22 protein-coding genes are annotated in these 24285 nt (G+C 72.1%); 2 read left to right on the top strand and 20 right to left on the bottom strand.

What is annotated here, in order from left to right; genetic code table 11:
- Positions 1-312 precede the first annotated feature (312 nt).
- The 20 genes from ABZS58_RS28235 to mraZ form a co-directional block, all read right to left on the bottom strand.
- Positions 313-1815 (bottom strand): potassium/proton antiporter, encoded by a 1503-nt coding sequence (locus ABZS58_RS28235; protein ID WP_354786232.1) that lies wholly within the window; start codon positions 1813-1815, stop codon positions 313-315.
- Positions 1812-2102 (bottom strand): DUF167 domain-containing protein, encoded by a 291-nt coding sequence (locus ABZS58_RS28230; RefSeq protein ID WP_354786231.1) that lies wholly within the window; start codon positions 2100-2102, stop codon positions 1812-1814. The genes ABZS58_RS28235 and ABZS58_RS28230 overlap by 4 nt, the downstream gene beginning before the upstream one ends.
- Before the next feature lie 87 nt (positions 2103-2189).
- A complete protein-coding gene (locus ABZS58_RS28225; protein WP_354786258.1) occupies positions 2190-2957 on the bottom strand; it encodes a hypothetical protein in 768 nt (255 codons plus the stop codon).
- Between the two features lie 188 nt (positions 2958-3145).
- Entirely contained in the window at positions 3146-3937 is a 792-nt protein-coding gene (locus tag ABZS58_RS28220; RefSeq protein WP_354786230.1) for a DivIVA domain-containing protein, read from the bottom strand.
- Positions 3938-3986: 49 nt separating this feature from the next.
- Complete coding sequence (locus ABZS58_RS28215) at positions 3987-4292, bottom strand: YggT family protein (protein ID WP_354786229.1); 306 nt, start codon at positions 4290-4292, stop codon at positions 3987-3989.
- Positions 4293-4310: 18 nt separating this feature from the next.
- A complete protein-coding gene (sepF, locus tag ABZS58_RS28210) occupies positions 4311-5048 on the bottom strand; it encodes a cell division protein SepF (protein WP_354786255.1) in 738 nt (245 codons plus the stop codon).
- A 126-nt stretch (positions 5049-5174) separates the two neighbouring features.
- The gene (locus tag ABZS58_RS28205; protein ID WP_354786228.1) at positions 5175-5876 is read right to left on the bottom strand and encodes a YggS family pyridoxal phosphate-dependent enzyme; all 702 of its coding nucleotides are present in this window, start codon (positions 5874-5876) and stop codon (positions 5175-5177) included.
- 64 nt (positions 5877-5940) lie between these two features.
- Complete coding sequence (gene ftsZ, locus ABZS58_RS28200; RefSeq protein ID WP_354786227.1) at positions 5941-7038, bottom strand: cell division protein FtsZ; 1098 nt, start codon at positions 7036-7038, stop codon at positions 5941-5943.
- Between the two features lie 226 nt (positions 7039-7264).
- A complete protein-coding gene (locus ABZS58_RS28195) occupies positions 7265-7765 on the bottom strand; it encodes a DinB family protein (protein WP_354786226.1) in 501 nt (166 codons plus the stop codon).
- 34 nt (positions 7766-7799) lie between these two features.
- Positions 7800-8564, bottom strand: coding sequence for an FtsQ-type POTRA domain-containing protein (locus ABZS58_RS28190; protein WP_354786225.1), 765 nt, complete (start codon positions 8562-8564; stop codon positions 7800-7802).
- A 6-nt stretch (positions 8565-8570) separates the two neighbouring features.
- On the bottom strand, positions 8571-10010 hold the full coding sequence (gene murC / locus ABZS58_RS28185; protein WP_354786224.1) for a UDP-N-acetylmuramate--L-alanine ligase: 1440 nt from the start codon (positions 10008-10010) through the stop codon (positions 8571-8573).
- A complete protein-coding gene (locus tag ABZS58_RS28180; RefSeq protein ID WP_354786223.1) occupies positions 10007-11113 on the bottom strand; it encodes a UDP-N-acetylglucosamine--N-acetylmuramyl-(pentapeptide) pyrophosphoryl-undecaprenol N-acetylglucosamine transferase in 1107 nt (368 codons plus the stop codon). The genes murC and ABZS58_RS28180 overlap by 4 nt, the downstream gene beginning before the upstream one ends.
- On the bottom strand, positions 11113-12594 hold the full coding sequence (locus ABZS58_RS28175) for a putative peptidoglycan glycosyltransferase FtsW (RefSeq protein ID WP_354786222.1): 1482 nt from the start codon (positions 12592-12594) through the stop codon (positions 11113-11115). The genes ABZS58_RS28180 and ABZS58_RS28175 overlap by 1 nt, the downstream gene beginning before the upstream one ends.
- 82 nt (positions 12595-12676) lie before the next feature.
- Positions 12677-13798, bottom strand: a complete 1122-nt coding sequence (mraY, locus tag ABZS58_RS28170) for a phospho-N-acetylmuramoyl-pentapeptide-transferase (RefSeq protein WP_354786221.1) — start codon at positions 13796-13798, stop codon at positions 12677-12679.
- On the bottom strand, positions 13795-15189 hold the full coding sequence (murF, locus tag ABZS58_RS28165; RefSeq protein ID WP_354786220.1) for a UDP-N-acetylmuramoyl-tripeptide--D-alanyl-D-alanine ligase: 1395 nt from the start codon (positions 15187-15189) through the stop codon (positions 13795-13797). Before murF ends, mraY begins: the two co-directional genes overlap by 4 nt.
- Positions 15186-16610, bottom strand: a complete 1425-nt coding sequence (locus ABZS58_RS28160) for a UDP-N-acetylmuramoyl-L-alanyl-D-glutamate--2,6-diaminopimelate ligase (RefSeq protein WP_354786219.1) — start codon at positions 16608-16610, stop codon at positions 15186-15188. The genes murF and ABZS58_RS28160 overlap by 4 nt, the downstream gene beginning before the upstream one ends.
- A 120-nt stretch (positions 16611-16730) precedes the next feature.
- Positions 16731-19271, bottom strand: a complete 2541-nt coding sequence (locus ABZS58_RS28155; RefSeq protein WP_354786218.1) for a penicillin-binding transpeptidase domain-containing protein — start codon at positions 19269-19271, stop codon at positions 16731-16733.
- A 42-nt stretch (positions 19272-19313) separates the two neighbouring features.
- Entirely contained in the window at positions 19314-19841 is a 528-nt protein-coding gene (locus ABZS58_RS28150; RefSeq protein WP_354786217.1) for a hypothetical protein, read from the bottom strand.
- A 29-nt stretch (positions 19842-19870) separates the two neighbouring features.
- Positions 19871-20830: a 16S rRNA (cytosine(1402)-N(4))-methyltransferase RsmH gene (gene rsmH, locus ABZS58_RS28145; RefSeq protein WP_354786216.1), complete on the bottom strand. Its 960-nt coding sequence runs from the start codon at positions 20828-20830 to the stop codon at positions 19871-19873.
- 266 nt (positions 20831-21096) lie between these two features.
- Positions 21097-21528 carry a division/cell wall cluster transcriptional repressor MraZ gene (mraZ, locus tag ABZS58_RS28140; protein ID WP_354786254.1) on the bottom strand — a complete coding sequence of 144 codons (432 nt, stop codon included), beginning with the start codon at positions 21526-21528 and terminating at the stop codon, positions 21097-21099.
- Positions 21529-22050: 522 nt separating this feature from the next.
- On the opposite strand from mraZ, the gene ABZS58_RS28135 reads away from it, so the two are divergent.
- Together ABZS58_RS28135 and ABZS58_RS28130 are read left to right on the top strand one after the other, a co-directional pair.
- On the top strand, positions 22051-23295 hold the full coding sequence (locus ABZS58_RS28135) for a MurT ligase domain-containing protein (RefSeq protein WP_354786215.1): 1245 nt from the start codon (positions 22051-22053) through the stop codon (positions 23293-23295).
- Entirely contained in the window at positions 23285-23998 is a 714-nt protein-coding gene (locus tag ABZS58_RS28130) for a glutamine amidotransferase (RefSeq protein WP_354786214.1), read from the top strand. Before ABZS58_RS28135 ends, ABZS58_RS28130 begins: the two co-directional genes overlap by 11 nt.
- Positions 23999-24285: the final 287 nt, after the last annotated feature.

Genomic DNA, 24285 nt, shown 5'->3' with positions numbered 1-24285 from the left:
TCCGCGAGGCTCCCAGTGTTGCCGCGCTTGCTCTGCGCCGACGTGGTGCTGCTCCCCCGAGCCGCCGCTTGCGTTGTGCCGCGTTTCTGTGCTGTTGTCACAGTGGTCACTCGCGTCACGTCAGCGGCGTTGTGCTGCCCGGCGGTGCTCGCGGACCTGCCTTCCGGCATGCCACCCGCTCGCTCTGCCATGGCTCCCCCAGATGCAAAATGGGCGCGCGACGCGCCGTCGCGCACTCCAGTGGCTGGCAAGAATACGGAATGTACACGCGTCCGACAAACATGCCACACGCATTCCGACCAATTGGATCAGTTATTGGCGCCGATCCTCGCCATGTTCGGCAAACCAGCGGGCAAGTCTTCCGCGCCTGCTCACCGCTCGCAGCCTGCGCTCCGCCGCCTCCCGCACCTGCTCGGTCGCCACGATCAGCAGACTGTCGCGGGTCTTGAGCCGGGTCTCGGGCGCCGGGACGAACGCGCCGCCGTCGCGAAGCACCAGCGTCACGACCGCGCCGACAGGCAATCGTAGCTCGTCCACGTGCACGCCGTTGAGCTTCGAGCCGGCCGGGACCTCCAGTTGCAGCAGGTCCGCGCCCATCCGCTCCAGCGGCGCCGACTCGACCTGCAGGTCGGTCGTCTCGCCGGGTGCCGCGACGCCGAGCCGCTTCGCGACCGGTGGCAGGGTCACCCCCTGCACCGCGGTGTACACCACGACCAGCACGAACACGACGTTGAAGAGGCTCTGCGCGCCCGGCAGCCCGGCGGACAACGGGATGGTGGCGAGCACGACCGGAACGGCGCCGCGCAGCCCGGCCCAGGACAGGAACGCCTGGTCGCGCCAGCCGAAGCGGAACGGGGTGACGCTGACCAGCACCGACAGCGGCCGGGCGAGCAGGATCAGGACCAGGCCGACGACCAGGGCCGGCACCACCGCCGAGCCGAGCTCGCGCGGCGAGGCGAGCAGGCCGAGCAGCACGAACAGGCCGATCTGGGCGAGCCAGGCGAGGCCGTCGGCGAAGCCGAGCATGGCCCGGCGGTGCGGCAGGTGCGCGTTGCCGAGGACGACGCCCGTGACGTACACGGCGAGGAAGCCCGACGCGTGCGCGACGGAGCCGACCGCGTACGCCAGGACGGTCAGCCCGACCGCGGCGAGCGGGTACAGGCCGGCGGACGGCAGCGCGGCCCGGCGCAGTGCCCACGCCCCGCCGAGCCCGACGACGAGCCCGATCACCGCGCCGGCGAGCAGCTCGTAGCCGACCAGCCCCAGCTGCTCCCACCACGGGCCGGTGATGCCCTCCGGCAGCGACAGCAGCACGACGAGGATCACCACGGGGGCGTCGTTGATGCCGGACTCGGCCTCCAGGATCGCCGCGAGCCTGGGCCGGACCGGCATCCGGCGCAGCGTGGAGAACACCGCGGCGGCATCGGTCGAGGAGAGCACCGCGCCGTACAGGAGCGCCTGCTGCCATCCGACGCCGAGGGCGTAATGGGTGATCACGCCGACGACGGCCACGCTGACCGCGACGCCCGCCGTCGACAGGACCACGGCCGGGCCGAGGACGGGGCGGAGGGTAGACCAGCGGGCCGTCAGGCCACCCTCGGCGATGATCACCACGAGGGCGCAGATGCCGAGGGTCCGGGTGAGCTCGGCGTTCTCGAAGTCGATGCCGAGTCCGGCCTCGCCGATGACGACGCCGAGCAGCAGGTACACCAGGAGACTGGGCAGGCCGAGGCGCACGGACAGGCGCACCGCGCCCACGCAGACCAGCAGCACCGCCGCACCGATCAGCAGCGCCAGGTTGAACTCGTGGCTCAATGCCTGCCCACCCGCGCGGGGTCCATCAGGGCGGCGATCCGCTCGGCGTGCCCGTCCGGCAGCTCGACGAGCTTGTCCCGGCTGGCCGCGCCCGCCTTGAGCCGCAGCGCCGACGGCCGCAGTAGCAACGCGTCGGCGAGGGCCTTGAGCGCGGCCTCGGTGGCCTTACCGTCGACCGGGCGGGCGCCGACCGCCACGATCAGCGCCGGGCCGTACGGGCCGGCGTGGCTGCCGCCGACCGCGGTGCGCGAGGCACCCGGCTTGACGCGGATCGCGATGGTGGGCATGTCTCATTGTGAAGGTTCACCCGATCGAGGACGATAGGCCGGACCGGTGGTATCCACGCCGGGCCATGCGTTGGGTCAGGCGCCGGGTCAGGCGCGGCCGGCCAGGACCACGTCGTTGGGCTCGCAGACGCTGCACGGGGTGAAGCCGAGCTCGACCGCCTCGCCGATCTCGAGGGGCTCGCTCTCCCGGCCGAGCAGATGCACGCAGCCGCGCACGTGGTAGCGGGGGCGGCCGTCGATGACGAGCACCTCGTCGGTCATCGTGGAGACGCGGGCGATGTCGGCGGCCGACGACGCCTGGATCGACGGCTCGTCCTCCGGGTCCTCGTCGTCGTAGTCCTCGCCGTCCACGGACCATTCACCCGCGGGAGCGGACGGATATTCCTCGTCCAAGGGCGGCTGCTGCGGCACGGCGGGCTCGTCCCGCACCGGCGCCGTCATCGCGGTCTCGTCGACCGGCGGGAGGCCGGCGCCGTCGCGGGGGGCACCGCCACCCGGCCTGGTCGCCCCACCGCTCCCGGTGCCGGCCCCGCGGCCGTACGTGGTGCCGCCGGTCGACCTGGCACCGGCGCCGACGGGCTGGCGGGCCTCCCGCGCGCTGTCGGCGGCGACGCCGGCGTCCAGGCGGGACCCGAACGGGTCGTAGCGCTCGTCGTCACGCACCTGCCTGCCGGTGCGACCGGCGGTGCGGGACGAGCGGGCGGCGGCGGCCTGGCGCCCACCGACGATGAGGGCGACCGCCGCGAGGAGGCTCGCCCCGATCGACGCCACCAGCAGGGCGTCGGCGCCTTGCAGCAGGCCCACCACGAGCAGGCCCACGGCCACGACGATCAGCAGCAGACTTCCGACGATCACGGCCTACCCCTCCGCAAACTGGACCCGGCACATGGCACACATACCCGGGCGAGTGTCTCTCAGCCCGTACAACGAACGAGACCCCGGATAGCGACCGGCGCCCCAGCCGAATTTCGGCTGGGGCGCCGCGTGTCGCATTGACCGGCGTGTCGGATCAGTGCTCTGTGCTGGTCACCTGCTGGCTGGGACTAGCGTCCCGCGCCCTCGTAGCCACCCGAGAGGCCTGCGGTCGCGAGGCCGGCACCACCGGCGGCGGCGCGGGGCGCGGCCTCGTTGCGGGCGGTCATCTCGGCCTCGAGGCTCTGCTCGCGGCCGGTCAGGTCGCGCAGCTGGCTCTCCAGGTAGGCCTTCAGGCGGGTCCGGTACTCCCGCTCGAACTGCTTGAGCTCCTCGATGTGCTTCTGCAGCGCGGTCCGCTTCGCGTCCAGGCCGCCCATGGCCTCCTGGTGGCGCTGGCGGGCGTCGCGCTCCAGCGCGTCGGCCTTCGCCCGCGCGTCGCGGGTGACCTCCTCGGCCTTGGTGCGGGCCTCGGAGAGCAGCTTGTCGGCCTCGCGGCGGGCGTCGGACACGTGGTCGTCGGCGGTGCGCTGGGCCATCATCAGGACGCGGAGCGCCTGCTGCTCGCCGTCGCCGCCGGTCGGGCCGCCCTGCGAGCGGATCTGGTCCAGCTCCTGCTGCATCCCGCGAGCGGCCTGCTCGGCGGACTGCTTCTCCCGCTGGACGCGCTCGAACTGCGTCTTCATGTCGGCGAGCTCCGCCGCGAGACGCGGGTCACCGCCGCCACCGGGACCGGCGGGGGCACGACCGCCACCACCGCGCTCGAGCTGCGCGCGCAGCTCGTTGTTCTCCTCGATCAGCCGGGCGAGCTCGCGCTCGACCTCGTCGAGGAAGGCGTCGACCTCCTCCTCGTCGTAGCCCCGTTTACCGATGGGGGGCTTCTTGAAGGCGACGTTGTGGACGTCGGCCGGGGTCAGCGGCATCGAAACTCCTCGGGTCAGTTGCGGCCGCGTGGCCGCCGAGCGGGGCGGGTCACGAGAACACCCCGATCAGTTGCCTTACCACGACGTTCATCAGCACGAACAGGATAACCAGCAGCACAAGCGAAGACAGGTCCACGGCCACGGTACCAATACGCAGCGGACGGATCACCCGCCTCAACGCTTTGAGCGGCGGATCGGTGACGCTCCACACCACCTCAAGAGCGGCCGCGGCTCCCCGGCCAGGTTGCCAGCGGCGGCCGAACTGCATCACGTAGCCCATCACAAAGCGCGCGAGGAGCACCACCAGGAACACGTAGAGCAGCAGATACACGATCTGCAGGGTGATGGACACCACGGCCGTTGAGTCCTCGCATCAGCTCTGGTTGAAGAACCCGCCCTCGGCGATCTTAGCTTTGTCCTCAGCGGTGACCTGGACATTTGCCGGAGAGAGCAGGAAGACTCGGTTGGTCACCCGCTCGAAGTTACCACGCAGGCCGAATACCAGTCCTGCCGCAAAGTCGACCAAACGCTTGGCGTCGGCCTCGTCCATTTCGGTGAGGTTCATGATCACCGGGTGGCCGTCCCGGAAGTGCTCACCGATCGTGCGCGCCTCGTTGTAGGTCGTGGGGTGCAGCGTCGTGATCGCGTAGCGACGGTCGTCGGCATCTTCCTCGACCACCGGCCGCTCCCTCGTCAACGGCTGCGGCGCGATCGCCAGGTTGTCCCGTGTCGGGTAGCTGACGGTCGTGGGCCGGGTGATCGAACGCACGGTGCCGCGGCTCGCGGTCGCGTCCCGCTCCGCCGCGGAGAGGCGCTCGGACGCCGTCATCCGCTCCGAAGCCGCCAGCCGCTCGGACGCGGTGAGCCGCTCCGACGGCAGCCGCTCGGACAGCCGCTCGGAGGTGGAGAGCCGGTCGGAGGCCGACAGCCGGTCCGACACGGAGAGACGGTCGGACGTCGTGCGGGCACGCGGCGCCGGCACCTCGTCGACGTCGTCCTCGTCGTCGGCGAAGTCGTCACCGTAACCCCGGTAGTGACGGTCGTCGTAGCCCCGCTCGTCCTCGTCCTCGACGAGCCCGAGCCACACGCCCGCCCTGCGCAGAGCACCCATACGCGCTCCTCCGTCCACCGCCATGCGGCACTTCCCCCCGTTGTCGGTGCCACCGATCACCTGGTGTGACACCGCCCCGCCGGCGCAGAACCACACCCGTGTAGTTTTTCCGTTCCCGCGGTCAGGTTACCCCAGCGGGGGTCGATTTCCGAGCAATGCGCTACCGACACGGACATGTGTCGAGCCGTGTGAAATCGCGGATTCGAGGTCGTCGCTCATCCCCGCGGAAATCCAGTCCGCGCCCGGAAAGGCGATCCGCAGGCGGGCCGATACGGCGGCGAGTCGCGCGAATGCGGCGTCCGCTTCCCAGCCGAGCGGGGCGACGGCCATCACGCCTTTGAGTGCCAAAGCGGGGTTCGCCGCGATTGATTCGGCCACCTGTTCGATAATTCCGGTCACCGCGCCGCCGCGGTGCTCGTCGTCGTCGAGACTCACCTGGACGAGCGCGCCCAGCGGGGTGGCACGCTCCGCCCTGACCGCGGCGTCGGCGAGCGCGTCGACCAGGCGCAGGCTGTCCACGGAGTGCACGACGCTCGAATACGACGCCACCGAGCGCGCCTTGTTGCGCTGCAGCTGCCCGATGAAGTGCCACCGCAGGTCCGCCGGTGTGGCGGCGGCCTTCGGTGCCGCCTCCTGGTCGCGGTTCTCCCCCACGTCCAGCACCCCCAGCTCCGCGAGACGGGCCGCGTCCGAAGCCGGGTACGTCTTGGTGACCGCGATCAGCGTGACCTCGTCAGGCTCCCGTCCGGCCGCCTCGCAGGCCGCGGCGATCCGCTCCCGGACCGCGGCGAGGTTGCGCGCGATCTCCTCGGTCCGTGCGTCGCTCACGTGGGTGACCCTTCCGCCGCCGAAAACAGAACCGGGTGGGTCCCGCAGGACCCACCCGATTCTTTCAGGCGCCGTTCTTGAGGAAGTCCGGCACGTCGACGTCGTCGAACAGCACCCGCCGGGGCGGCGGCGGGGCCTGACGCTCGACCGGGGCCGGGTCCTTCGGCTGGTGGTGCGTGCGCGGCGGGCGGGCCTCGACCGGCCGGTAGGCCGGCGCGCCGCCGTCGAACCCGGCGGCGATGACCGTGACGCGGACCTCGTCGCCGAGCGCGTCGTCGATGACCGCGCCGAAGATGATGTTGGCGTCGGGGTGGGCCGCGTCGGTGACCAGCTGCGCCGCGTCGTTGATCTCGAACAGGCCGAGGTCGGAGCCGCCGGCGATGGACAGCAGCACCCCGCGCGCGCCGTCCATGCTCTGCTCCAGCAGCGGGCTGGAGATCGCCGACTCGGCCGCCTCCACGGCGCGGTTGTCACCGCGCGAGCTGCCGATGCCCATGAGGGCGCTCCCGGCGCCGCTCATGACGCTCTTCACGTCGGCGAAGTCGAGGTTGATCAGGCCCGGCGTGGTGATCAGGTCGGTGATGCCCTGGACACCGGAGAGCAGCACCTGGTCGGCCTGCCGGAAGGCGTCCATCATCGAGATGCCCCGGTCGCCGAGCGCCAGGAGCCGGTCGTTGGGGATGACGATGAGCGTGTCGCACTGGTTGCGCAGCTCCTCGATCCCCGCCTCGGCCTGGACCTGCCGGCGCTTGCCCTCGAAGGAGAACGGCCGGGTGACCACGCCGATCGTCAGCGCGCCGAGCTTCCGCGCGATGTTCGCCACCACCGGCGCGCCGCCGGTGCCCGTGCCGCCGCCCTCGCCGCAGGTGACGAAGACCATGTCGGCGCCCTTGAGCACCTCTTCGATCTCGTCGCGGTGGTCCTCGGCGGCGTTCTTGCCCACGTCGGGGTTGGCGCCCGCGCCGAGCCCGCGGGTCAGTTCCCGGCCGACGTCGAGCTTGACGTCGGCGTCGCTCATCAGCAGGGCCTGGGCGTCGGTGTTGATCGCGATGAACTCGACGCCCTTGAGGCCAACCTCGATCATGCGATTGACGGCGTTGACCCCGCCGCCGCCGATGCCGACGACCTTGATGACCGCGAGATAGTTGTGCGGATGTGTCATCGGACTGCCTTTCCTTTCGAGGTTGGCGAGCGCCGATCCCTCCCGGAGCCGTCGAACTGGTGAAGCCCGACCCCGCGACGGGCGGCGTCCGCCATGCAGACGCACTGGATGCGGGTCCCGCAAACCCTCACCCTTTACTAGAGGCTTATAGTTATGTCAACTAATGCCTTATCGCAAGGTAAGGGCCCGACTGTCGTGATCCAAGGACCGCCGCCCGGCGTGTCGGCTATTCCCCGACGACTCCGTCGACCAATTCCCTAACGGCGTCGAGGTGCCCGTTGTGACGGGCGGTCTCCTCGATCATGTGCAGAAGCACCCAGCGGACCGAAACCTCGTCGCCGTGCCGTCGTCCGGCGCAGATCCCGCCGACGTCGGCACGCTCCAGGATCGCGCGTGAGACGGCGCACTGGTGACGGTACCGCCGCAGATTCCCCTCAAGGGTGGCGCCGGGCACGCGCCGCCACTCCAGGTCGGGATCGTCGGCGCTCCAGTGCGCCGGCGCGTCCAGCCCGGCGACGATCTCCTCGAACCAGTAGGACTCCACCGCGGTGAGATGCGACACCAGCCCCGCCGCGCTGGTCAGCGGCGACGACGGCAGCGGCGCGCGCCACGCGTCCTCCTCGGCCAGCCCTGCGCACTTCACGTGGACCGTCTCGCGGTGCCAGTCGAGCCAGCCGACCAGCAGGCCCCGCTCGTCGCCGGTGTACGGCACGTCCAAGCGGCTCATGCCACCACCTCCGCTGCGCTGCGGTGCCGGCCGCTCATCGCTCCAGCACCACCCCGGGTGCACTGACGTCGAGGGTCTTGTCCGGCTCGATCTTCGTGAACTGCAGCACCCGGATCTTCGCCTCGTTGTCGGCCGCGTCGCCCCATACGACGGTGCGGCGTTCGGTGAGCTCCAGCCGGATCCGGGTCGGCGCGTCGGCGACGAGCGCGACGAGGGGGTCGCGCAGCCATGGCGGCAGCGTGGCCAGGACGGTCAGCGCGGCCTTCGTCGTGGCGTCCCCGGCGCTGGGCGCGGCGAGGCGCAGCACCGGCAGCCCCGGCGGGGCCGAGCCGACCGGCAGGAACGCGACCCCGTCGGCGTCCAGCAGGGTGTAGCCGAGCGCCCGTGGCACCACGGCGATCGCGGTGCGCTCCTTGACGGCGAGGACCAGGGTGCGCGGGTAGTCCTTCGACGCGCTGACGGTCCGCACCGGCGGCAGCGAGCGGACCCGCCGCTCGACGACGGCTAGGTCGAGCCGCGCCAGGGGCGTGCCTGCCGGGACCCTGGCGGCGTCCCGGACGTCCTGGGCCGTGAGCGCCGACACGCCGGTCACCCGGATCCCGTGGACCCCGAGTGCCGGCGTGGCGTAGACGATCGCGACGACCCCGCCGAGCAGCGCGACGACGCCGAGCCCGACCAGCCAGGACAGGAGCACGCGGAGGCGGTGCTGCCGGGCCCGCTTGGCGAAGCGCCGCTGGGAGGAGCCGGCGGGCGCCGTGCGGGGTGCGAGGACGAGCCGCCAGCCGCGCGTGGACGTCAAGGCCGGTCAGTCCTCCTCGGGCCGGTTGTGCCGGCCGACGTATCCGGCGGCGGACTCCTTCAGCGCCGCCAGGAGCTCGTCGCCCATCAGCGAGATCGGCGGCGCGCCCATCGTGACGACGACGTCGCCCTCCCGGACCCGGGCGACGACCTCGCCGGGCACGTCCTCCCAGGACGGCACGAACACCTTGCGGTCCTCGGGCAGGTCGACGGCGGCGGTCAGCGCGACCCCGCCCTCCCCGGGCTCCCGGACCTCGCCGGGACCGAAGACCTCCATGACGATCGCCTCGTCGCCCAGGGACAGCGCGGCGGCGATCTCGGCCTGGAAGTCGCGGGTCCGGTACATCCGGTACGGCTGGAACACCACGATCAGCCGGCCACCCGCGGCGACCTCGCGCAGGGTGCGCATGGCCGCCTCGATCGGGACCGGGTGGTAGGCGTATTCGTCGTAGACCCGCACGCCGGCCTCGGCGCCCTTGAACTCGAAGCGCCGCCGCACCCCGGGGAACATCGCCAGGGCCTCGATCGCCGACTCCGCGGGGATGCCGAGCCGCAGCGCGGTGAGCAGCGCCCCGGCGGAGTTGAGGCCGAGGTGCGCGCCGGGCACCGGCAGGTACACCTCGCCGAGCGGCACGCCGTCGTGGTGCGCGACGTAGCGCACGCCCTGCGCGGAGGAGCGCACCTCGCTCAGGCGCAGGTCGGCGTCGGGCGCCGTGCCGTAGGTGACGACGTCGCCGCCGGCGGCGCGGACCCGCACCGTCATCTTCTGGGCGCCGGGGTCGTCGGCGCACGTGACCACGAAGCCGCCGGCCTCGGTGCGGGCGCAGAACTCGACGAACGCGTCCTCGAGGCCCTGCAGGTCGCCGTAGGTGTTGAGGTGGTCGGCGTCGATGTTGGTGACGACGGCGACGTGCGGGTTGTAGAGCAGGAACGACCGGTCGCTCTCGTCGGCCTCGGCCACGAACAGCTCGCCGCTGCCGTGGTGGGCGTTGGAGCCGACCTCGGAGATCTCCCCGCCGATGACGAACGACGGGTCGAGCCCGGCGTGCTGGAGCATCAGCGTGATCATCGACGTGGTCGTGGTCTTCCCGTGTGTACCGGCCACCGCGATACTGCGCCGCCCGACCATGGTGGCGGCGAGCGCCTCGGACCGGTGCATGAGCCGCAGCCCCCGCTCCCGGGCGGTGACCAGCTCGATGTGGTCCTGCGGGATCGCGGTCGAGTAGACGACCGTGTCGACCCCGTCGAGGTTGGACGGCCGGTGCTCGCGGAAGATCGTGCCGCCGAGCGCCTTGAGCGCCGCGAGCTGCGGCCACTCGCGCAGCTCGCTGCCCGAGGTGGGGATGCCGCGGGTGAGCAGGAGCCGGGCGAGCCCGCTCATGCCGACCCCGCCCACCCCGACCAGGTGCACGGTCCCGAGATCTTCAGCAGTCAACGCCTCAGTCATGCTCCGACCACTTTCAGCAGGTACCGGCGGAGGGCCTCGTCACCGTCGCGGCGGCCGTATCCCGCGGCCGCGTGGCTCATGGCCGCGAGGCGGGCGCCGTCGCGGACCAGGGGCACCACGGTGTCGGTGACCCACTGCGGTGACAGGTCGCCGTCCTCGACGATCAGGCCGCCGCCGGCCTCGACGACCGGCAGCGCGTTGCGGCGCTGCTCGCCGTTGCCCCAGGGCAGCGGCACGTAGATGGCGGGCATGCCGACCGCGGCGGTCTCCGCGCAGGTCATCGCGCCGCCCCGGCACAGCGCCAGGTCGCCCGCGGCGTACCCCAGCTCCATCTCCGACAAGAACTTGATCTTCACATACGGCGCGGGCAGCCCGCTGGGCACCTCGACGTCGTCGTTGCGGGCGCCGATGATGTGCAGCACCTGCACCCCGGAGCCGGTGATCTGCTTCGCCGCGCCGGACACCGCCAGGTTGATCGAGCGGGCGCCGGCGGAGGCGCCGAAGACGAACAGCGTCGGCAGGTGCGGGTCGAGGCCGAAGTGCGCCCGGGCCCGCTCCCGCAGCGCGGCCCGGTCCAGGGTCGCGATGCTCTGCCGCAGCGGCACCCCGACGACCTCGGCGTGCGCCACGGACGGGATCTGCGCCGCCTGGTGGGGGAAGCCGAGCACGATGTGCTTGGTGAAGCGCATGCCCATCTTGTTGGCCACGCCCACGGGCACGTTGACCTCGTGGATGACCGTGGGCGTCTTGCGCCGCCAGGCGGCGATGTAGGCGGGGACGGAGACGTAGCCGCCGAAGCCGACGACCGCGTCGGCCTCGACCTCGTCGAGGATCTCGCGGGTCGCCTTCGCCGCCTTGAACATCCGGTCCGGTGTGCGGACCAGGTTCATGTTCACCGAGCGGGGCAGCTGGAAGGCCGGCACGTGGCGCAGGTCATAGCCGCGCTGCGGGATGATCTCACCCTCCATCCCGCGCTCCGAGCCGATACAGGTGATCCGCAGGCCGGGGTCGTGCCGGCGGAGGCAGTCGGCGAAGGCGAGCAGCGGGTAGATGTGCCCGCCGGTGCCTCCGCCGGCCAGCACCACGGAGCGCAGCGCTGCCATCAGGAGCTCCTTCCGCGGGTCCGTCCGGGACTGCTGCCGCCAGGCACCAGGGGACGACCCGTCGCGCGTGTCGAGGGGACGTCGCCGTCGCTCTCCTCGCGGGCGCGCGGCAGCGGCGGCAACGGCGCCCAGAGTAGTCGCACCCACTTTCGCGGCGGACGGGCGTGCATGGCTCTGGCGCAGTCGGGCTCGGCGCGGGCCGCGGAGCTGAGCATCCCGGCCGCGCCGAGGGCCACGACCAGGGCGCTGCCGCCGTCGGAGATGAACGGCAGGGGCAGGCCGGTGATCGGCATGAGGCCGACGACGCCGCCGATGTTGATGATCGCCTGCCCGACGAACCAGATGGTGATCGCGGCGGCGACGAGCCGGCGGAAGGGGTCCTCGACCCGGCGGGCGATCCGCAGCCCCGTGTAGGTGAGCATGCCGAAGAGCACGAGCACGACCAGGCAGCCGACGACGCCGAGCTCCTCGGCGAGGATGGCGAAGATGAAGTCGTTGTGCGCGTTGGGCAGCCGCCCCCACTTCAGCTGGCTCTGCCCCAGCCCGACGCCGAACCAGCCGCCGTTGCCGATCGCCCACAGGCCGCGCAGGTACTGGTAGCGCCCCGCGGTCGCGTCGGCGTCGATGGAGGGGTCGAAGAAGACCTTGATGCGGGCGAGCCGGTAGTCCTTCTCGGCGGGCAGGACGATCAGCGCGACCACGCCGGCGAGCCCGAGCCCGCCGAGCCACGCGAAGACCGGCAGCCGCGCCCCGGCCGCCCACAGCAGCCCGGTGACGAGCACCACCAGGCAGATCATCGAGCCGAGGTCGTTGTACCCGACGAGGAGCAGCAGCACGACGGTGACCGGCAGCATGGGCATGAACAGCTCCCGCCACGACAGGATCGTGCGGCCCTTGCGCACCAGCAGGTCGGCGCCCCAGACGACGAGGGCGACCTTCGCCAGCTCCGCCGGCTGCACCTGGACGCCGCCGAGGTGCAGCCACAGGTCCTCGGCCCAGATCGGCCCGAGGTGGATCGGCTTCACCGTCGCGCCCGGCGGAGTGCGGCTGGCGGCGAGCCAGCCCATCAGGTCGACGAAGCCCATGAGGACGAACGCGGCGACGAGCAGCGGCACGGCTACGGCCCGGAACGTGCGCACCGGCAGCCGCTGGCAGACCCAGAACGCGACGAGGCCGACGACGGCGAACGCCGTCTGCTTGACCACGGAGCCGAACGGGCTGCCGGTCGCGGCGTAGTTGTCGACGCCGGTGACGGAGAACACCATGACCAGGCCGATGAAGACCAGCAGGCCGACGCTGGACAGCAGCAGGTAGTAGGACGCGAGGGGCCGGTCGAGCAGCCCCCGCAGCGCGTCGAACCAGCCGAGGATCCCGCTGCCCGGTAGTGCCGGCGCCGCCGGTGCCGGCGCCGCCGGTGCCGGCGGAACCGCTGCCACTGGTGGTGCCGGCGCCGCCGTGTCCTGCTCCCCATCGCCCCGCATGGGGACCATCATGCAGCCGGGACCCGCGCGGTCCTTCGACCACGGGATCCCGGCGTGTCGGATGCGTCGATGTGTCCCGGCGTCAGCCGGAGCCGCTCATCACCCGCAGGAAGTCGGCGGCGAACAGGCCCAGCGAGGCGGCCATGCCCAGGCCGGCGATGATCCAGAAGCGGACCACGATGTTGACCTCGCTCCAGCCGGCCAGCTCGAAGTGGTGCTGCAGGGGCACCATCCGGAAGATGCGCTTGCCGGTCGTGCGGTAGGAGCCGATCTGCATGATCCACGTCACGACGATGATGAAGAACAGCAGGCCCATGAGCGGCAGCAGCAGCACGGTCTTGGTCGCCACGGCGAGACCGGCGATGAGCGAGCCGAGCGCCATCGAGCCGGTGTCGCCCATGAAGATCCTGGCCGGTGACGTGTTCCACCACAGGAAGCCGACCAGCGCGCCGACGGCGGCGCCGGCGATCAGCGCCATCTCCAGGGGGTCGCGCACGTCGTAGCAGTAGCTGGCGGTGTACTCCGGGTCGGCGCACCAGTGCCGGTACTGCCAGAACGCGATCGCCATGTAGCTGCCGATGACCAGGATCGACGTGCCGGTGGCGAGGCCGTCGAGGCCGTCGGTGAGGTTCACCGCATTGGACATCGACATGACCACGAAGACGAAGAAGACGACCGCGCCGATCTTGGTGATGTTGAGCCAGTCGATGTCGTGGACCCACGACAGCTTCGGGCTCGCGACCGTGGTGACGACCGCGTCGCCGGTCTGCTTCGCCGGCACGTACAGGGCGATCGCGCCGAAGATGGCGCCGATGAGCGCCTGCCCGATGAGCTTGCCGCGCTTGTTGAGCCCGTCGCTGTTGCGCTTGGCGACCTTGAGGTAGTCGTCGAGGAAGCCGAGCAGGCCGGTGAAGACGAACAGGCCCAGCAGGACCACCGCGGTCGCGGTCGGCCCGCTCGGACGCAGCTGCTTCTCCGGCAGGGTGGTCAGCGCGATGTGCCCGCCGGTGTAGGCGATGAGCGTGGCGAAGATGAACACCACGCCGCCCATCGTGGGCGTGCCCTTCTTGCCCAGGTGACCCTGCGGCCCGTCGGTGCGGATCGGCTGGTCGGCCTTGAGCCGGGTGAAGTACCTGATCGCGATCGGGGTGCCGAACAGCGAGATGAGGAACGCCACGAACGCGGCGACGAACACGGCCCTCACTTGGCCGCCGCCTCTACCCGCAGGGCGTCGACGATGTCCCACGTCCGGTACCTGGATCCCTTGACCAGGACCACGTCGCGGGGCCGCAGCTCGGCGCGCAGCAGCGCGACGGCGGCCTCCTGATCGGTCACGAGCACCGGGTCTCCTCCCCAACTCGCCACGACGGACGCACCGTGCAGGATCGGCGCGGCCTGCTCGCCCACGGCCACGAGACGGTCGACGCCGAGTTCAGCGGCGAGGCGACCGACCTCTTCGTGTGCGGTTCGCTCATACTCGCCGAGCTCCGCCATGAAGCCGAGCACCGCGATCATCCGCCGCCCGGCGGCCACCGCGACGAGCGCCCGGAGCGCCGCCGCCATGGACGCCGGATTGGCGTTGTACGAGTCGTCGATGACCGTGACATCGTCGGCACGGTCGAAGACATCCATCCTTCGGGTCGACAAGCCATCTAGATCGCCGAGTGTGGCGGCGATCGTCGCCGGATCCACACCGGCGTGCGACGCCACGGCAGCGGCGAGTGACGCGTTGCCGACCTGGTGCCGCCCGGCGACGTCGAGCCGCACCTCGACCGGGTCGGTGCCCGGGACGTGCAGCGTGAAACCGAACCGGCCACGGCCGAGGTCGGTCACGCCGGTCGCTCTGACCGCGGCCGTGTCCGCCTCCCCGGCGAACACGACGGGGGCCGCGGAGCGGGCGGCCATCCCGGCCACCCGCGGGTCGTCGGCGTTGAGGATCGCCAGGCCGTCCGGGCGCAGCGCCTCGACCAGCTCCCCCTTGGCCAGGGTGGTGCCCTCCAGGGAGCCGAACTCGGCGATGTGCGACGTGCCGACGTTGACCACCACGGACACGTCCGGTGGCGCGATGCCGCACAGGTAGGCCAGGTGCCCGGCGCCGCGCGAGCCCATCTCCAGGACCAGGTAGCGGGTGGCCGCGGTGACCTTGAGCACCGTGTACGGAGTGCCGAGCTCGTTGTTGTCCGACGCGACGGTCGCCACGGTCGGCCCGGCGGTGCGCAGCAGCGCCGCGATGAGGTCCTTGGTGCTGGTCTTGCCCGACGAGCCGGTGACCGCCACGACGGTCAGGGCGTCGCCGAGCCGGTCGAGCACGGCACGGGCGAGCAGCCCGAGGGCGGCGCGGGGGTCCTCGACGACGATCGTGGGCACCCCGTCGACGGGCCGGCTGCCGAGGACCACGACGGCGCCGTCGGCGATCGCCTTCGCGGCGAAGTCGTGCGCGTCGACCTTCGCGCCGGCGAACGCGACGAACATCCCGCCGGGGGCGACCTTGCGGGAGTCGTACTCCACCGCCCCGTCGACGACAGCGTCCCCCCTGCCGCCGTGCAGGGTGCCGCCGACGACGGCGGTGATCCCGGCGACGGTGAACGGGATCATGAGGCGGCCGCCCGCAGCGCCGCGGCGAGCTCGACCCGGTCGTCGAACGGCAGGACCTCGCCGCCGACCTCCTGGCCGCGCTCGTGGCCCTTGCCCAGCACCGCCACCACGTCGCCCGGCTCCGCCCGCGCGACCGCGTGGTCGATGGCGGCCCGGCGGCCGTCGACCTCGACGACCGTGGCGGTGCCGCCGCTCGTGCCGGCGAGGACCTCCGACCGGATGAACGCCGGGTCCTCGGTGCGGGGGTTGTCGTCGGTGACGACGACCAGGTCGGCGCCGGACGCGGCGGCCCGCCCCATCAGCGACCGCTTGCCCCGGTCGCGGTCGCCGCCGGCGCCGACGACGCAGATGACCCGCCCGCCCCGGGACGCGGCGAGGGTCCGCAGCGCGGCGAGGACCTCGACCATCGCGTCGGGCTTGTGCGCATAGTCCACGACCCCGAGCACGTCGCCGGGCGCGTCGACGCGCTCCATCCGGCCGGGTGAGCCGGGCGCCTGCGCGACGGCCTTCGCCGCGACCGAGATGTCGACGCCGACGGCGACGAGCGCGGCGATGGCGAGCAGCGCGTTGGCGACGTTGTGCCGGCCGGGCAGGCCGACCCCGGAGGCGATCGAGAAGTCGTGCCGGGACACCGTGAAGCGCTGCCCGTAGCCGTCGGGCGCGATGCCGGTGGCGCGGAAGTCCGCGGCGGTGCAGCCGGCCGCCGAGTAGGTCCACGACGCCGGTTTGCGCAGTCGCATCACCTGCGCGTCGTCGAAGTTCAGGATCTCGGTGGCGGCGCGGCCGTCGAACAGGCGGGCCTTCGCCGCGTAGTACGCCTCGACGTCGGGGTGGAAGTCGAGGTGGTCCATGCCGAAGTTGGTGTACCCGGCGGCGGCGAACCGGACGCCGTTGACCCGGCCGAGCTCCAGCGCGTGGCTGGAGACCTCCATGACGACGGCCTCGACGCCGCGCTCGAGGCCCGCGGCGAACAGCGCGTGCAGGTCCGTCGCCTCGGGCGTGGTGCGGGCGCTGTCGATCGTGAGGTCGCCGAGCCGGGTCTCGACCGTGCCGATGAGGCCGGTGACCTGGCCGGCGGCCCGCAGCCCGGCCTCGATGAGGTAGGCGGTCGAGGTCTTGCCGGCGGTGCCGGTGATGCCGATCGTCGTCAGCTGCCGGGTCGGCTCGCCGTAGACGTGCGAGGCGATGCCACCGAGTGCGGCGCGCGGGTCGTCGACGACGATGACGGGCAGGCCGCTGACCAGCGCCGCGCCGGCCGGGTCGGTGAGGACCGCGACCGCGCCCGCCGCCTTCGCCTGGTCCGCGAACTGGGCGCCGTGCACCCGCGCCCCCGGCAGCGCCGCGTAAAGGTCACCAGGACGCACCGCGGAACTACTGTGGGTCACTCCGGTGACGGCGGCCTCGCCGTCCTGCGCCGCCATGGGCGCACCTGCGAGAGCCGCCAGCTCGACGGCGAGCACGGGACGGACGCTCCTCGGACGGGGATAGCCGGGCACGGGGTCAGACCCTACCTGTCCCACCGCGAAGTGGCAGAGCCGGTGTCACGGGTAGATCGTCAGCTTCGGCGCCTCGGTGCCCGTCGGCACCACCCCGAAGTTGCTGAGGGTGAGCGCCATGAACTCCTTGAACAACGGCGCGGCGACCGAACCTCCGGCCCCGCCCGGCACGTGCGCGGTGACGGCGACCACGTAGCGCGGCGCCTCCGCCGGCGCCATACCGATGAACGACACGACGTCGCCCGGGGCGTAGCCGCCGTCCTGGGGCATCTTCGACGTGCCGGTCTTGCCCGCGATCCGGTAGCCGGGGATCGCCGCCTGGTGACCGGTCGCGTCGTCGAGCGTGGTGACGCCCTCCAACATGGTCCGCAACTGCTGCGCGTGCTCAGGGTCCATGACCCGGCGGGTCTGCTGCGCGGGCGGCTTCGTCGCCGTGCCGTCCGGCGCGATGATCTTCCGGACCAGGGTCGGCTGGACCCACAGGCCGTCGTTGGCGATCGTGGCGTAGACGACGGCCATCTGGATCGCGGTCGTGGCCACGCCGTTGCCGATCGGGATCGAGCCGGGGCTGGAGCCGGTCCACTCGTTCGGCGGCAGGAGCTGGCCCGGGGACTCGTTCGGCAGGCCGACGCCGGTGCGCTGGCCGAGACCGAACTTGCGCTGGTACTCGTACAGCTTGTCCTTGCCGAGCATGTCCGCGACGGCGATGGTGCCCACGTTGGAGGACAGCGCGAGGATGCCCGGGATGGTCATCGCCGTGCCGTCCTTCTGCGGCGGGTGGTCGGTGTAGGTCGTGTCGCCCTTCTTGACCTTCGAGTTGACGGTCACCGTCGAGGTGGGCGTGATCAGGCCCTCCTGCAGCGCCGCGCCCATGACGATCGCCTTGTGGATCGAGCCCGGGTCGAAGACCGTGGCGGTGCACTGGTCCTTGATCTGCTCCGGCGGCGTCTTGCCGGGGTCGGCGGCGGCGAACGACGGGTAGCTGGCCATCGCCATGACCTCCGACGTCTTCGCGTCCAACACGATCGCCGTGCCGAAGCTCGCGCCGAGGGCCGTCATCTTGGCGCCGAGGGCGCTCTGCAGCGAATACGTCAGGTCGGCGTCGATCGTCAGCTCGACGGAGCTGCCCGGGCGGGCCGGCCTGAGCTCCAGCTGGCCCTGCGGCAGCGGCTTGTCGAGGTCGCCCTCGCCGTGCTCGTAGGTGTACATGCCGTCGACGCCGCGCAGCTTCTCGTCGTAGGTCTGCTCGATGCCGAGCTGGCCGGACAGGTCGGCCTTGCTGGTGTAGCCGATGACGTTGGAGGCGAGGTCGTAGCCGGGGACGTGGCGACGCTCGTCGCGGTCGACGCGCAGGGCGCCGCCGTAGCCGAGGGCCTTGATCCGGTCACCGTCCTCGATGTCGATCTGGTGCGCGAGGTACTCGAAGCGGATGTCGGTCTTACCGTCGGCGCCCTTGTGCGGGGTCAGCTTGCGCACCAGCTCGGAGCGCGTCACCCCGTACCGGTCGAGGATGGCGAACAGCTGGTCCGCGGTCTTCTCCGGGTTCTTGATCACCATCGGGTCGGCGACGACGTAGCGGGTCTCGACCGAGTGCACGAGGATCTTGCCGGTGCGGTCGAGGATCGCGCCGCGGGCCGCGGGCAGGACCTCGTGCGCGAGCCGGTCCTTGAGCCCCTCGGCGGCGTAGGCGCTGGCGTCGGTGAGCTGCAGCTGCACCAGGCGGATGCCGATCGCGCCGAACATGAGCAGCGCCAGGACGGTTGCCAGGCGGAGCCTGCGGCGGGGTTCGGCGAGCTTCGGCGCGCGGGTGGTGCGCGGCAGCCGGGGCACTCTCACGCGGCTCTGCTTGCGCGGCTTGAGGACCGGAGTCGTCTTGCGCGCCGGGGTACGACCCGTGCCACGTGCCGGGGTCGCCCGCTTGAGAGGGGCCCTGGTCCGGGTGGTGCGCGGGTCCCCGTCGACGTCCGTGGCGGTGCGGTGGGCCCGCTGCGGCGCCCGGGCCTGCGTCCTGAGCTGCCTGCCGGTCTCCGTCCTGGCCTGCGTGCCGGGCTGCCGCCTGGGTGGCTGCCGGTCCGCGGCGTCCCTCGGCTGCTTCGGCGTGCGGGGTGAGTCGGTCGTCCGGCCAGCCGCGTCTCTGGGCGTGCGGGGTGAGTCGGTTGCCCGGCCCGCCGCGTCTCTGGGCGTGCGGGGCGAGTCGGTTGCCCGGCCAGCCGCGTCTCTGGGGGTGCGGGGTGAGTCGGCGGCGCGGCCCGCCGCGCGGCGGCCCGTGTCCGTGCGGCCGCCCTGCAGCACCTCCAGGGCCGGCCGGAACGGGTCGCCCCGTCCCGTGCCGCCGTGCTCGACCGACGCGTCGCGGACCGAACGCCCGCGGGGCGTGTAGCGGCGCGCCTCGGACATCGTGCCGCGCACCGGCGGATCGGTCTGCGGGTCCGTGCCGCCACGGGAACGGGCGGCGGCACCGGCACCCCCCGCGCCGGCGCGACCGCCCGTCCGCTGCCGGCCGGCGTCACTGCTGCGACCGGCCTCCCGCCCGGCGCCCCCGCGCCGCTCGGTGCTGCCCCGCCGATCAGGAGTGTCGCCAGCCATGGTCCTGCAACTTCCCGTTGTCGAGTTGGCGTCTTCGTACGTCTACTTGCTCGGACCCGGCATCTCGAGCTTGGTCCCGTCCGGCAGCAGCAGGAAGGCCGGCGTGCGCGTCGGCACGAGACCCAGCTGCTTGGCCCGCGACGCGAGCGTCACCGGCGACTCCTTGTTGGCCAGGTCGCTGCGCAGCCGCTCCTCGTCACGGTCGAGGGTGCTCTGCTTCGTCCTGAGCGCGTCGAGCCTGAACGCGTTCTCGGCGATCCGCGTGTTGAGCACGAGGATGCCGATCACGCCGAGCAGCACCAGCACGAGCACGAGCGCCACGAACGGCGCGCGTGGTGCGCTGACCGGAGCGGGCGGTGCCACCCGCAGCCGTGGCCGCTTCTCGTCGCGGGCCGGCCTGCCCTGCGGTGCCGGCTGGGTGGTCCCCCGCTCCGGCTGGAGCGCCGTCGCGCCGATGGTCGGGGCGTCGTTGCTCTGCTCAGCGTGGCGTTCCGTGGTCCGGCCCCCCGACCGCGATGCACCCTGCTGAGTCCTGCGCGGCCGGTCGGCCGGCAGTGTCGTCACGTTCATCTCACACCTCCCCCAGAGGTCGTGCCTTGTTACCGCGTCTTGCTGTCCGCCGCCGGTTTCCGTTGCACGGCTCTGAGCCGCACGGACGCCGCCCGCGGGTTGGCCGCCACCTCGGCCGCGTCGGGGAGCTCGGCTCCCCTGGTGAGCACCTGCAGCGCCGGCTCGCTGCCCGCCGGCTCGAACGGCAGCTCGACCGGCACCGTCGACCGGCTCCGCTCGACGATCGCCTGTTTGACCAGGCGGTCCTCGAGCGAGTGATACGACAGCACGACCATCCGCCCACCCGGCTTGAGCGCGTCGAGCGCCGCCGGCAGTGCCCGCTCGAGGACGGCGAGCTCGCCGTTGACCTCGATCCGCAGCGCCTGGAACGTGCGTTTGGCCGGATGGCCCCCGGTCCGCCGCGCCGGTGCCGGGATCGAGTCCCTGACCAGCTCGGCCAGCCTGGCCGAGGAGTTCAGCTCCCCTTTGGCGCGTTCCCGCAGGATCGTCTGCGCGATCCGGGAGGCGAACTTCTCCTCCCCGTACACCCGCAGGACCCTGGCGAGGTCGCCGTGGCTGTAGGTGTTGACCACCTCGGCCGCGGTGACGCCCCGCGTCTGGTCCATGCGCATGTCCAGCGGCGCGTCCTGGGCGTAGGCGAACCCACGCTCGGCGTCGTCGAGCTGCATCGACGACACCCCCAGGTCGAACAGCGCACCGTCCAGCCCTTCCCCGTCCAGCACGTCCGCGATCTCGTCGTAGACGGCGTGCACGAGGCGGGTCCGGCCGGCGAAGGGCTCCAGCCGCTGCCCCGCGAGGCGCAGCGCCTGGGTGTCGCGGTCCAGCCCGAGCAGCCGCACCGACGGGTGTGCCAGGAGCACGGCCTCGGCGTGACCACCGAGCCCGAGCGTGGCGTCCAGGTGCAGCGCGCCCTCGCGGTCCAACGCCGGGGCGAGCAGCTCGAGGCAGCGCTCGAGCAGCACGGGAACGTGAATGTCCCGCTCCCCCATCGTCGACCCCCTACCGCGGCGGGTTCGCGGCCCGCCGTCGTGCTGAAAAACGTTCCAGTTCCCTGTTCGCCGCTGAGCTGAAACGTGATTCACGTCCTGCCTCGCGGGTCGTCATCGGCGGCGTACAGGTGCGGTAGTGCACGAGCGCCGTACCGCCAGCTCCCCATCCGCCCACTCCGCCCTGGCGCCGGGGAAGTGGCGTCAGGACTTTGGAGCGGCTGGAGAGCTCGCGGTACGGCGGTCGACTGGGTGTCTGCAGATGGACCTCACAGCCCGCCCGGCAGCACCCCCTCCTCGATGCCGGCGAAGTCGTCTTCGCTTTCGGCGAGGTAGGTGTCCCAGGCCTGCCGGTCCCAGATCTCCACCCTGGTGCTCGCGCCGATCACGACGAGTTCGCGGTCCAGCCCGGCATATTCGCGGAGATGCGGCGGGATGGTGACCCGACCCTGACGGTCGGGGACCTCGTCGTGAGCACTGGCGAAGAACACCCGGCTGTAGGCCCGGGCGGCCTTGTGGGTCATCGGTGTCGCGCGAAGCTGCTCGGCGATCCGGGCGAACTCGGTGCCGGGGAACACGTAAAGACAGCGTTCCTGCCCCTTCGTGATCACGACACCTCCCGCCAGCTCATCCCGAAACTTGGCCGGCAGGATCAACCGACCCTTGTCGTCCAGGCGAGGAGTGTGGGTGCCGAGAAACATCGACATCCACCCCTTCCCACCGCGAACGGTCCCCCCGGGGTCGGTCGAGCCCCCCGGCTCCGCCATCGCGCTCCACTGTACTCCACTTCCCTCCACCGTCAACGAGAAAACACCGGAAGTGACATCGGCGTGCGTGAAGAAATCCCACGTCAAACGGGGTGGGGAGCGGTGGAGGACCATCGGCCGACCGGTCACCCGTCCGGTCGGTTCGGCTGGTACAAATTATGGACAAAACGCCCATGAGGTCGGACTTTACCGCTGCTTTATGACTCCGTTAAGGTCACCTCGCTTCGCGGTGGAGGGAAGTGGAGCGTCCTGGGACGACCGGTGGAGTGAGTGGGCGTGACGGGCTCCACAGCCATGCCGCCCCACTGGCGTGACGGGCTCCGTCGTCGTGCCGTCTCGCCGGCGTGACGGTTCCGTCGTCGTGCCGCCACCGGTGGAAGGACGGGTCCAGCCGGTTGGGTCGCTCGCCGGTGGAAGGTAGGGTCTGGCGCATCGCCGGACGACCGTGGAAGTGAGATGACGGACCACAAGCTCCCGATGCGGGCGAAGCTCGCCACATCGTTGTCACGCGGCGCTGCCGCACTGTCCCGTGCCACCGGCCGGGGTGACGGATCCGTCATCGGCGGCCGCATCGCCCTGATGGTCGACCCCAACCTCCTCGCCGAGCTCGCCGCGGGCCGGGAGATCGCGCTGGTCTCCGGCACCAACGGCAAGACCACCACGACCCGGCTCACCGCGGCCGCCATGGGCGTCCTCGGTGACGTCGCCACCAACAGCCTCGGCGCCAACATGCCCACCGGGCACACGTCGGCCCTGGCCAAGGCCGGCGCCACGCCGTATGCGGTGCTCGAGGTCGACGAGCACTACCTCAAGCAGGTCCTCGACGCGACCCGCCCGAGGGTCGTCGCGCTGCTCAACCTCAGCCGCGACCAGCTCGACCGGGCCAAGGAGGTCGCGATGATGGCGGCCCTGTGGCGCGACGCGCTGCCCGGCCGCGGCCTGCACCTCGTCGCCAACGCCGACGACCCGATGGTGGTGTGGGCGGCGGGCAAGGCCGTCGCCTCCGGCACCACCGTCACCTGGGTCGCCGCCGGTCAGCGCTTCCACGACGACTCGTGGGTGTGCCCCGAGTGCGGCGCCTCCATCGAGCGCACCGGCGAGCAGTGGGCCTGCGTCGCGGGCAACCTGAGCCGTCCCGTGCCGCACTGGGCCGTCTCCGGCGACGGGGTCGTCGACAACACCGGCACCTATCACCACATCGAGCTGCAGCTGCCCGGCCGGGTCAACCGCGCCAACGCCGCGACCGCGCTCGCCGTTGCCGCCCACTTCGGCGTCCCGCCGGCGAAGGCCGTGCCGGAGCTCGCGAAGGTCGCCTCGATCGCCGGCCGGTATGCCGTCGTCGAGCGCGACGGCCGCGTCGTGCGGCTGCTGCTGTCGAAGAACCCGGCGGGCTGGCTCGAGGCCTTCGACATGGCCGACGACGTGCCGACCCTGCTGTCCATCAACGCCCGCGACCCCGACGGCCTGGACACCTCGTGGCTCTACGACGTCGACTTCTCCCCCCTGCGTGGGCGGCGGGTCCTCGTCACCGGCGACCGGGCCATGGACCTCGCCGTCCGGCTCGAGGTCAACGAGGTGCCCTTCGAGCACGTCAGGTCCTTCTCGCAGGCCCTGACGCTGATCCCGCCCGGCCGGCTCGAGGTCATCGCCAACTACACCGCATTCCAGGACATCAGAGCGGAGCTGGACCGTGTCAACTGAGTCGCGCCTGCGCCTGATCTGGCTGTATCCGGACCTGCTGTCCACCTACGGCGACCGGGGCAACCTGCTGATCCTGGCCCGCCGGGCCGACCTGCGCGGCCTGCCGGTCGAGTGTGCCGAGGTCCGCGCCGACCAGGCCGTGCCCGCCGACGGCGACGTGTATCTCATCGGCGGCGGCGAGGACGGCCCCCAGGCCCTGGCCGCGCAGCGGCTCATCGCCGACGGCGGCCTGCGCCGCGCCGTCGACCGCGGCGCGACCATCTTCTCGGTCTGCGCCGGCTACCAGCTGCTGGGCAACTCCTTCTTTGCCAAGGGCGCCAAGTGCGCGGGCCTCGGCCTGCTCGACCTGGACTCCGACCGCGGCGAGACCCGGGCCGTCGGCGAGCTGGCCGGCGAGTGCGACCCGTCGCTGGGCCTGCCGACCCTCACCGGCTTCGAGAACCACGGCGGCCGCACCCACCTCGGCGCCGGCGTGCGCCCCCTCGCCCGGGTCACCGCCGGCATCGGCAACGACGGCCGCTCCGAGGGCGCGTGGCACGGCCGCATCCTGGGCACGTATTCACACGGGCCGGCCCTCGCCCGCAACCCCGGTATCGCGGACCTGCTGCTGCGCTGGGCGACCGGCATGACCATGGAGCCCATCGACGACCGCTGGCCGACCCGCCTGCGCGAAGAACGCCTCGGCGCCGTCCTCAACAAGTAACGTGCGGGCGCGGCCCGGCCGCCCTCAACAAGCGGCGCGGGTCGCCCTCGGCAACGCGGGTCGCCCCCAGCAACCACGTGGCGCGCGGCCCAGGTCGCCCTCAGCAAACGGCCCGGCCGCAGCAACGCGGGTCGCGCTCAGCAACCACGTGGCGCGCGGCCCGAGTCGCCCTCAGCAAGCGGGTCGCCATCAGCAAGTGGCCAGGCGTCCTCAAACAACGCGTAGCGCGCGTCCCGGCCGTCCTCAAAGCCAACGGCGAAGCAACGGCCGGAGCGGGCCGGCATGCC

The sequence above is a fragment of the Dactylosporangium sp. NPDC005555 genome (genome assembly GCF_040605635.1).
In the GTDB taxonomy this organism is placed as follows: Bacteria; Actinomycetota; Actinomycetes; order Mycobacteriales; family Micromonosporaceae; genus Dactylosporangium.
Note: the sequence above shows the minus strand (reverse complement) of the source record. Positions and strands in the feature narration are given on the sequence as shown.

Coding starts and splice junctions, on each gene's coding strand:
- ABZS58_RS28230 (WP_354786231.1), bottom strand. CDS start 2,102: ATGCCCACCATCGCGATCCGCGTCAAGCCGGGTGCCTCGCGCACCGCG.
- ABZS58_RS28220 (WP_354786230.1), bottom strand. CDS start 3,937: ATGCCGCTGACCCCGGCCGACGTCCACAACGTCGCCTTCAAGAAGCCC.
- sepF (WP_354786255.1), bottom strand. CDS start 5,048: ATGGGTGCTCTGCGCAGGGCGGGCGTGTGGCTCGGGCTCGTCGAGGAC.
- ftsZ (WP_354786227.1), bottom strand. CDS start 7,038: ATGACACATCCGCACAACTATCTCGCGGTCATCAAGGTCGTCGGCATC.
- ABZS58_RS28195 (WP_354786226.1), bottom strand. CDS start 7,765: ATGAGCCGCTTGGACGTGCCGTACACCGGCGACGAGCGGGGCCTGCTG.
- murC (WP_354786224.1), bottom strand. CDS start 10,010: ATGACTGAGGCGTTGACTGCTGAAGATCTCGGGACCGTGCACCTGGTC.
- ABZS58_RS28180 (WP_354786223.1), bottom strand. CDS start 11,113: ATGGCAGCGCTGCGCTCCGTGGTGCTGGCCGGCGGAGGCACCGGCGGG.
- ABZS58_RS28175 (WP_354786222.1), bottom strand. CDS start 12,594: ATGCGGGGCGATGGGGAGCAGGACACGGCGGCGCCGGCACCACCAGTG.
- murF (WP_354786220.1), bottom strand. CDS start 15,189: ATGATCCCGTTCACCGTCGCCGGGATCACCGCCGTCGTCGGCGGCACC.
- ABZS58_RS28160 (WP_354786219.1), bottom strand. CDS start 16,610: ATGGCGGCGCAGGACGGCGAGGCCGCCGTCACCGGAGTGACCCACAGT.
- ABZS58_RS28155 (WP_354786218.1), bottom strand. CDS start 19,271: ATGGCTGGCGACACTCCTGATCGGCGGGGCAGCACCGAGCGGCGCGGG.
- ABZS58_RS28150 (WP_354786217.1), bottom strand. CDS start 19,841: ATGAACGTGACGACACTGCCGGCCGACCGGCCGCGCAGGACTCAGCAG.
- rsmH (WP_354786216.1), bottom strand. CDS start 20,830: ATGGGGGAGCGGGACATTCACGTTCCCGTGCTGCTCGAGCGCTGCCTC.
- mraZ (WP_354786254.1), bottom strand. CDS start 21,528: ATGTTTCTCGGCACCCACACTCCTCGCCTGGACGACAAGGGTCGGTTG.
- ABZS58_RS28135 (WP_354786215.1), top strand. CDS start 22,051: ATGACGGACCACAAGCTCCCGATGCGGGCGAAGCTCGCCACATCGTTG.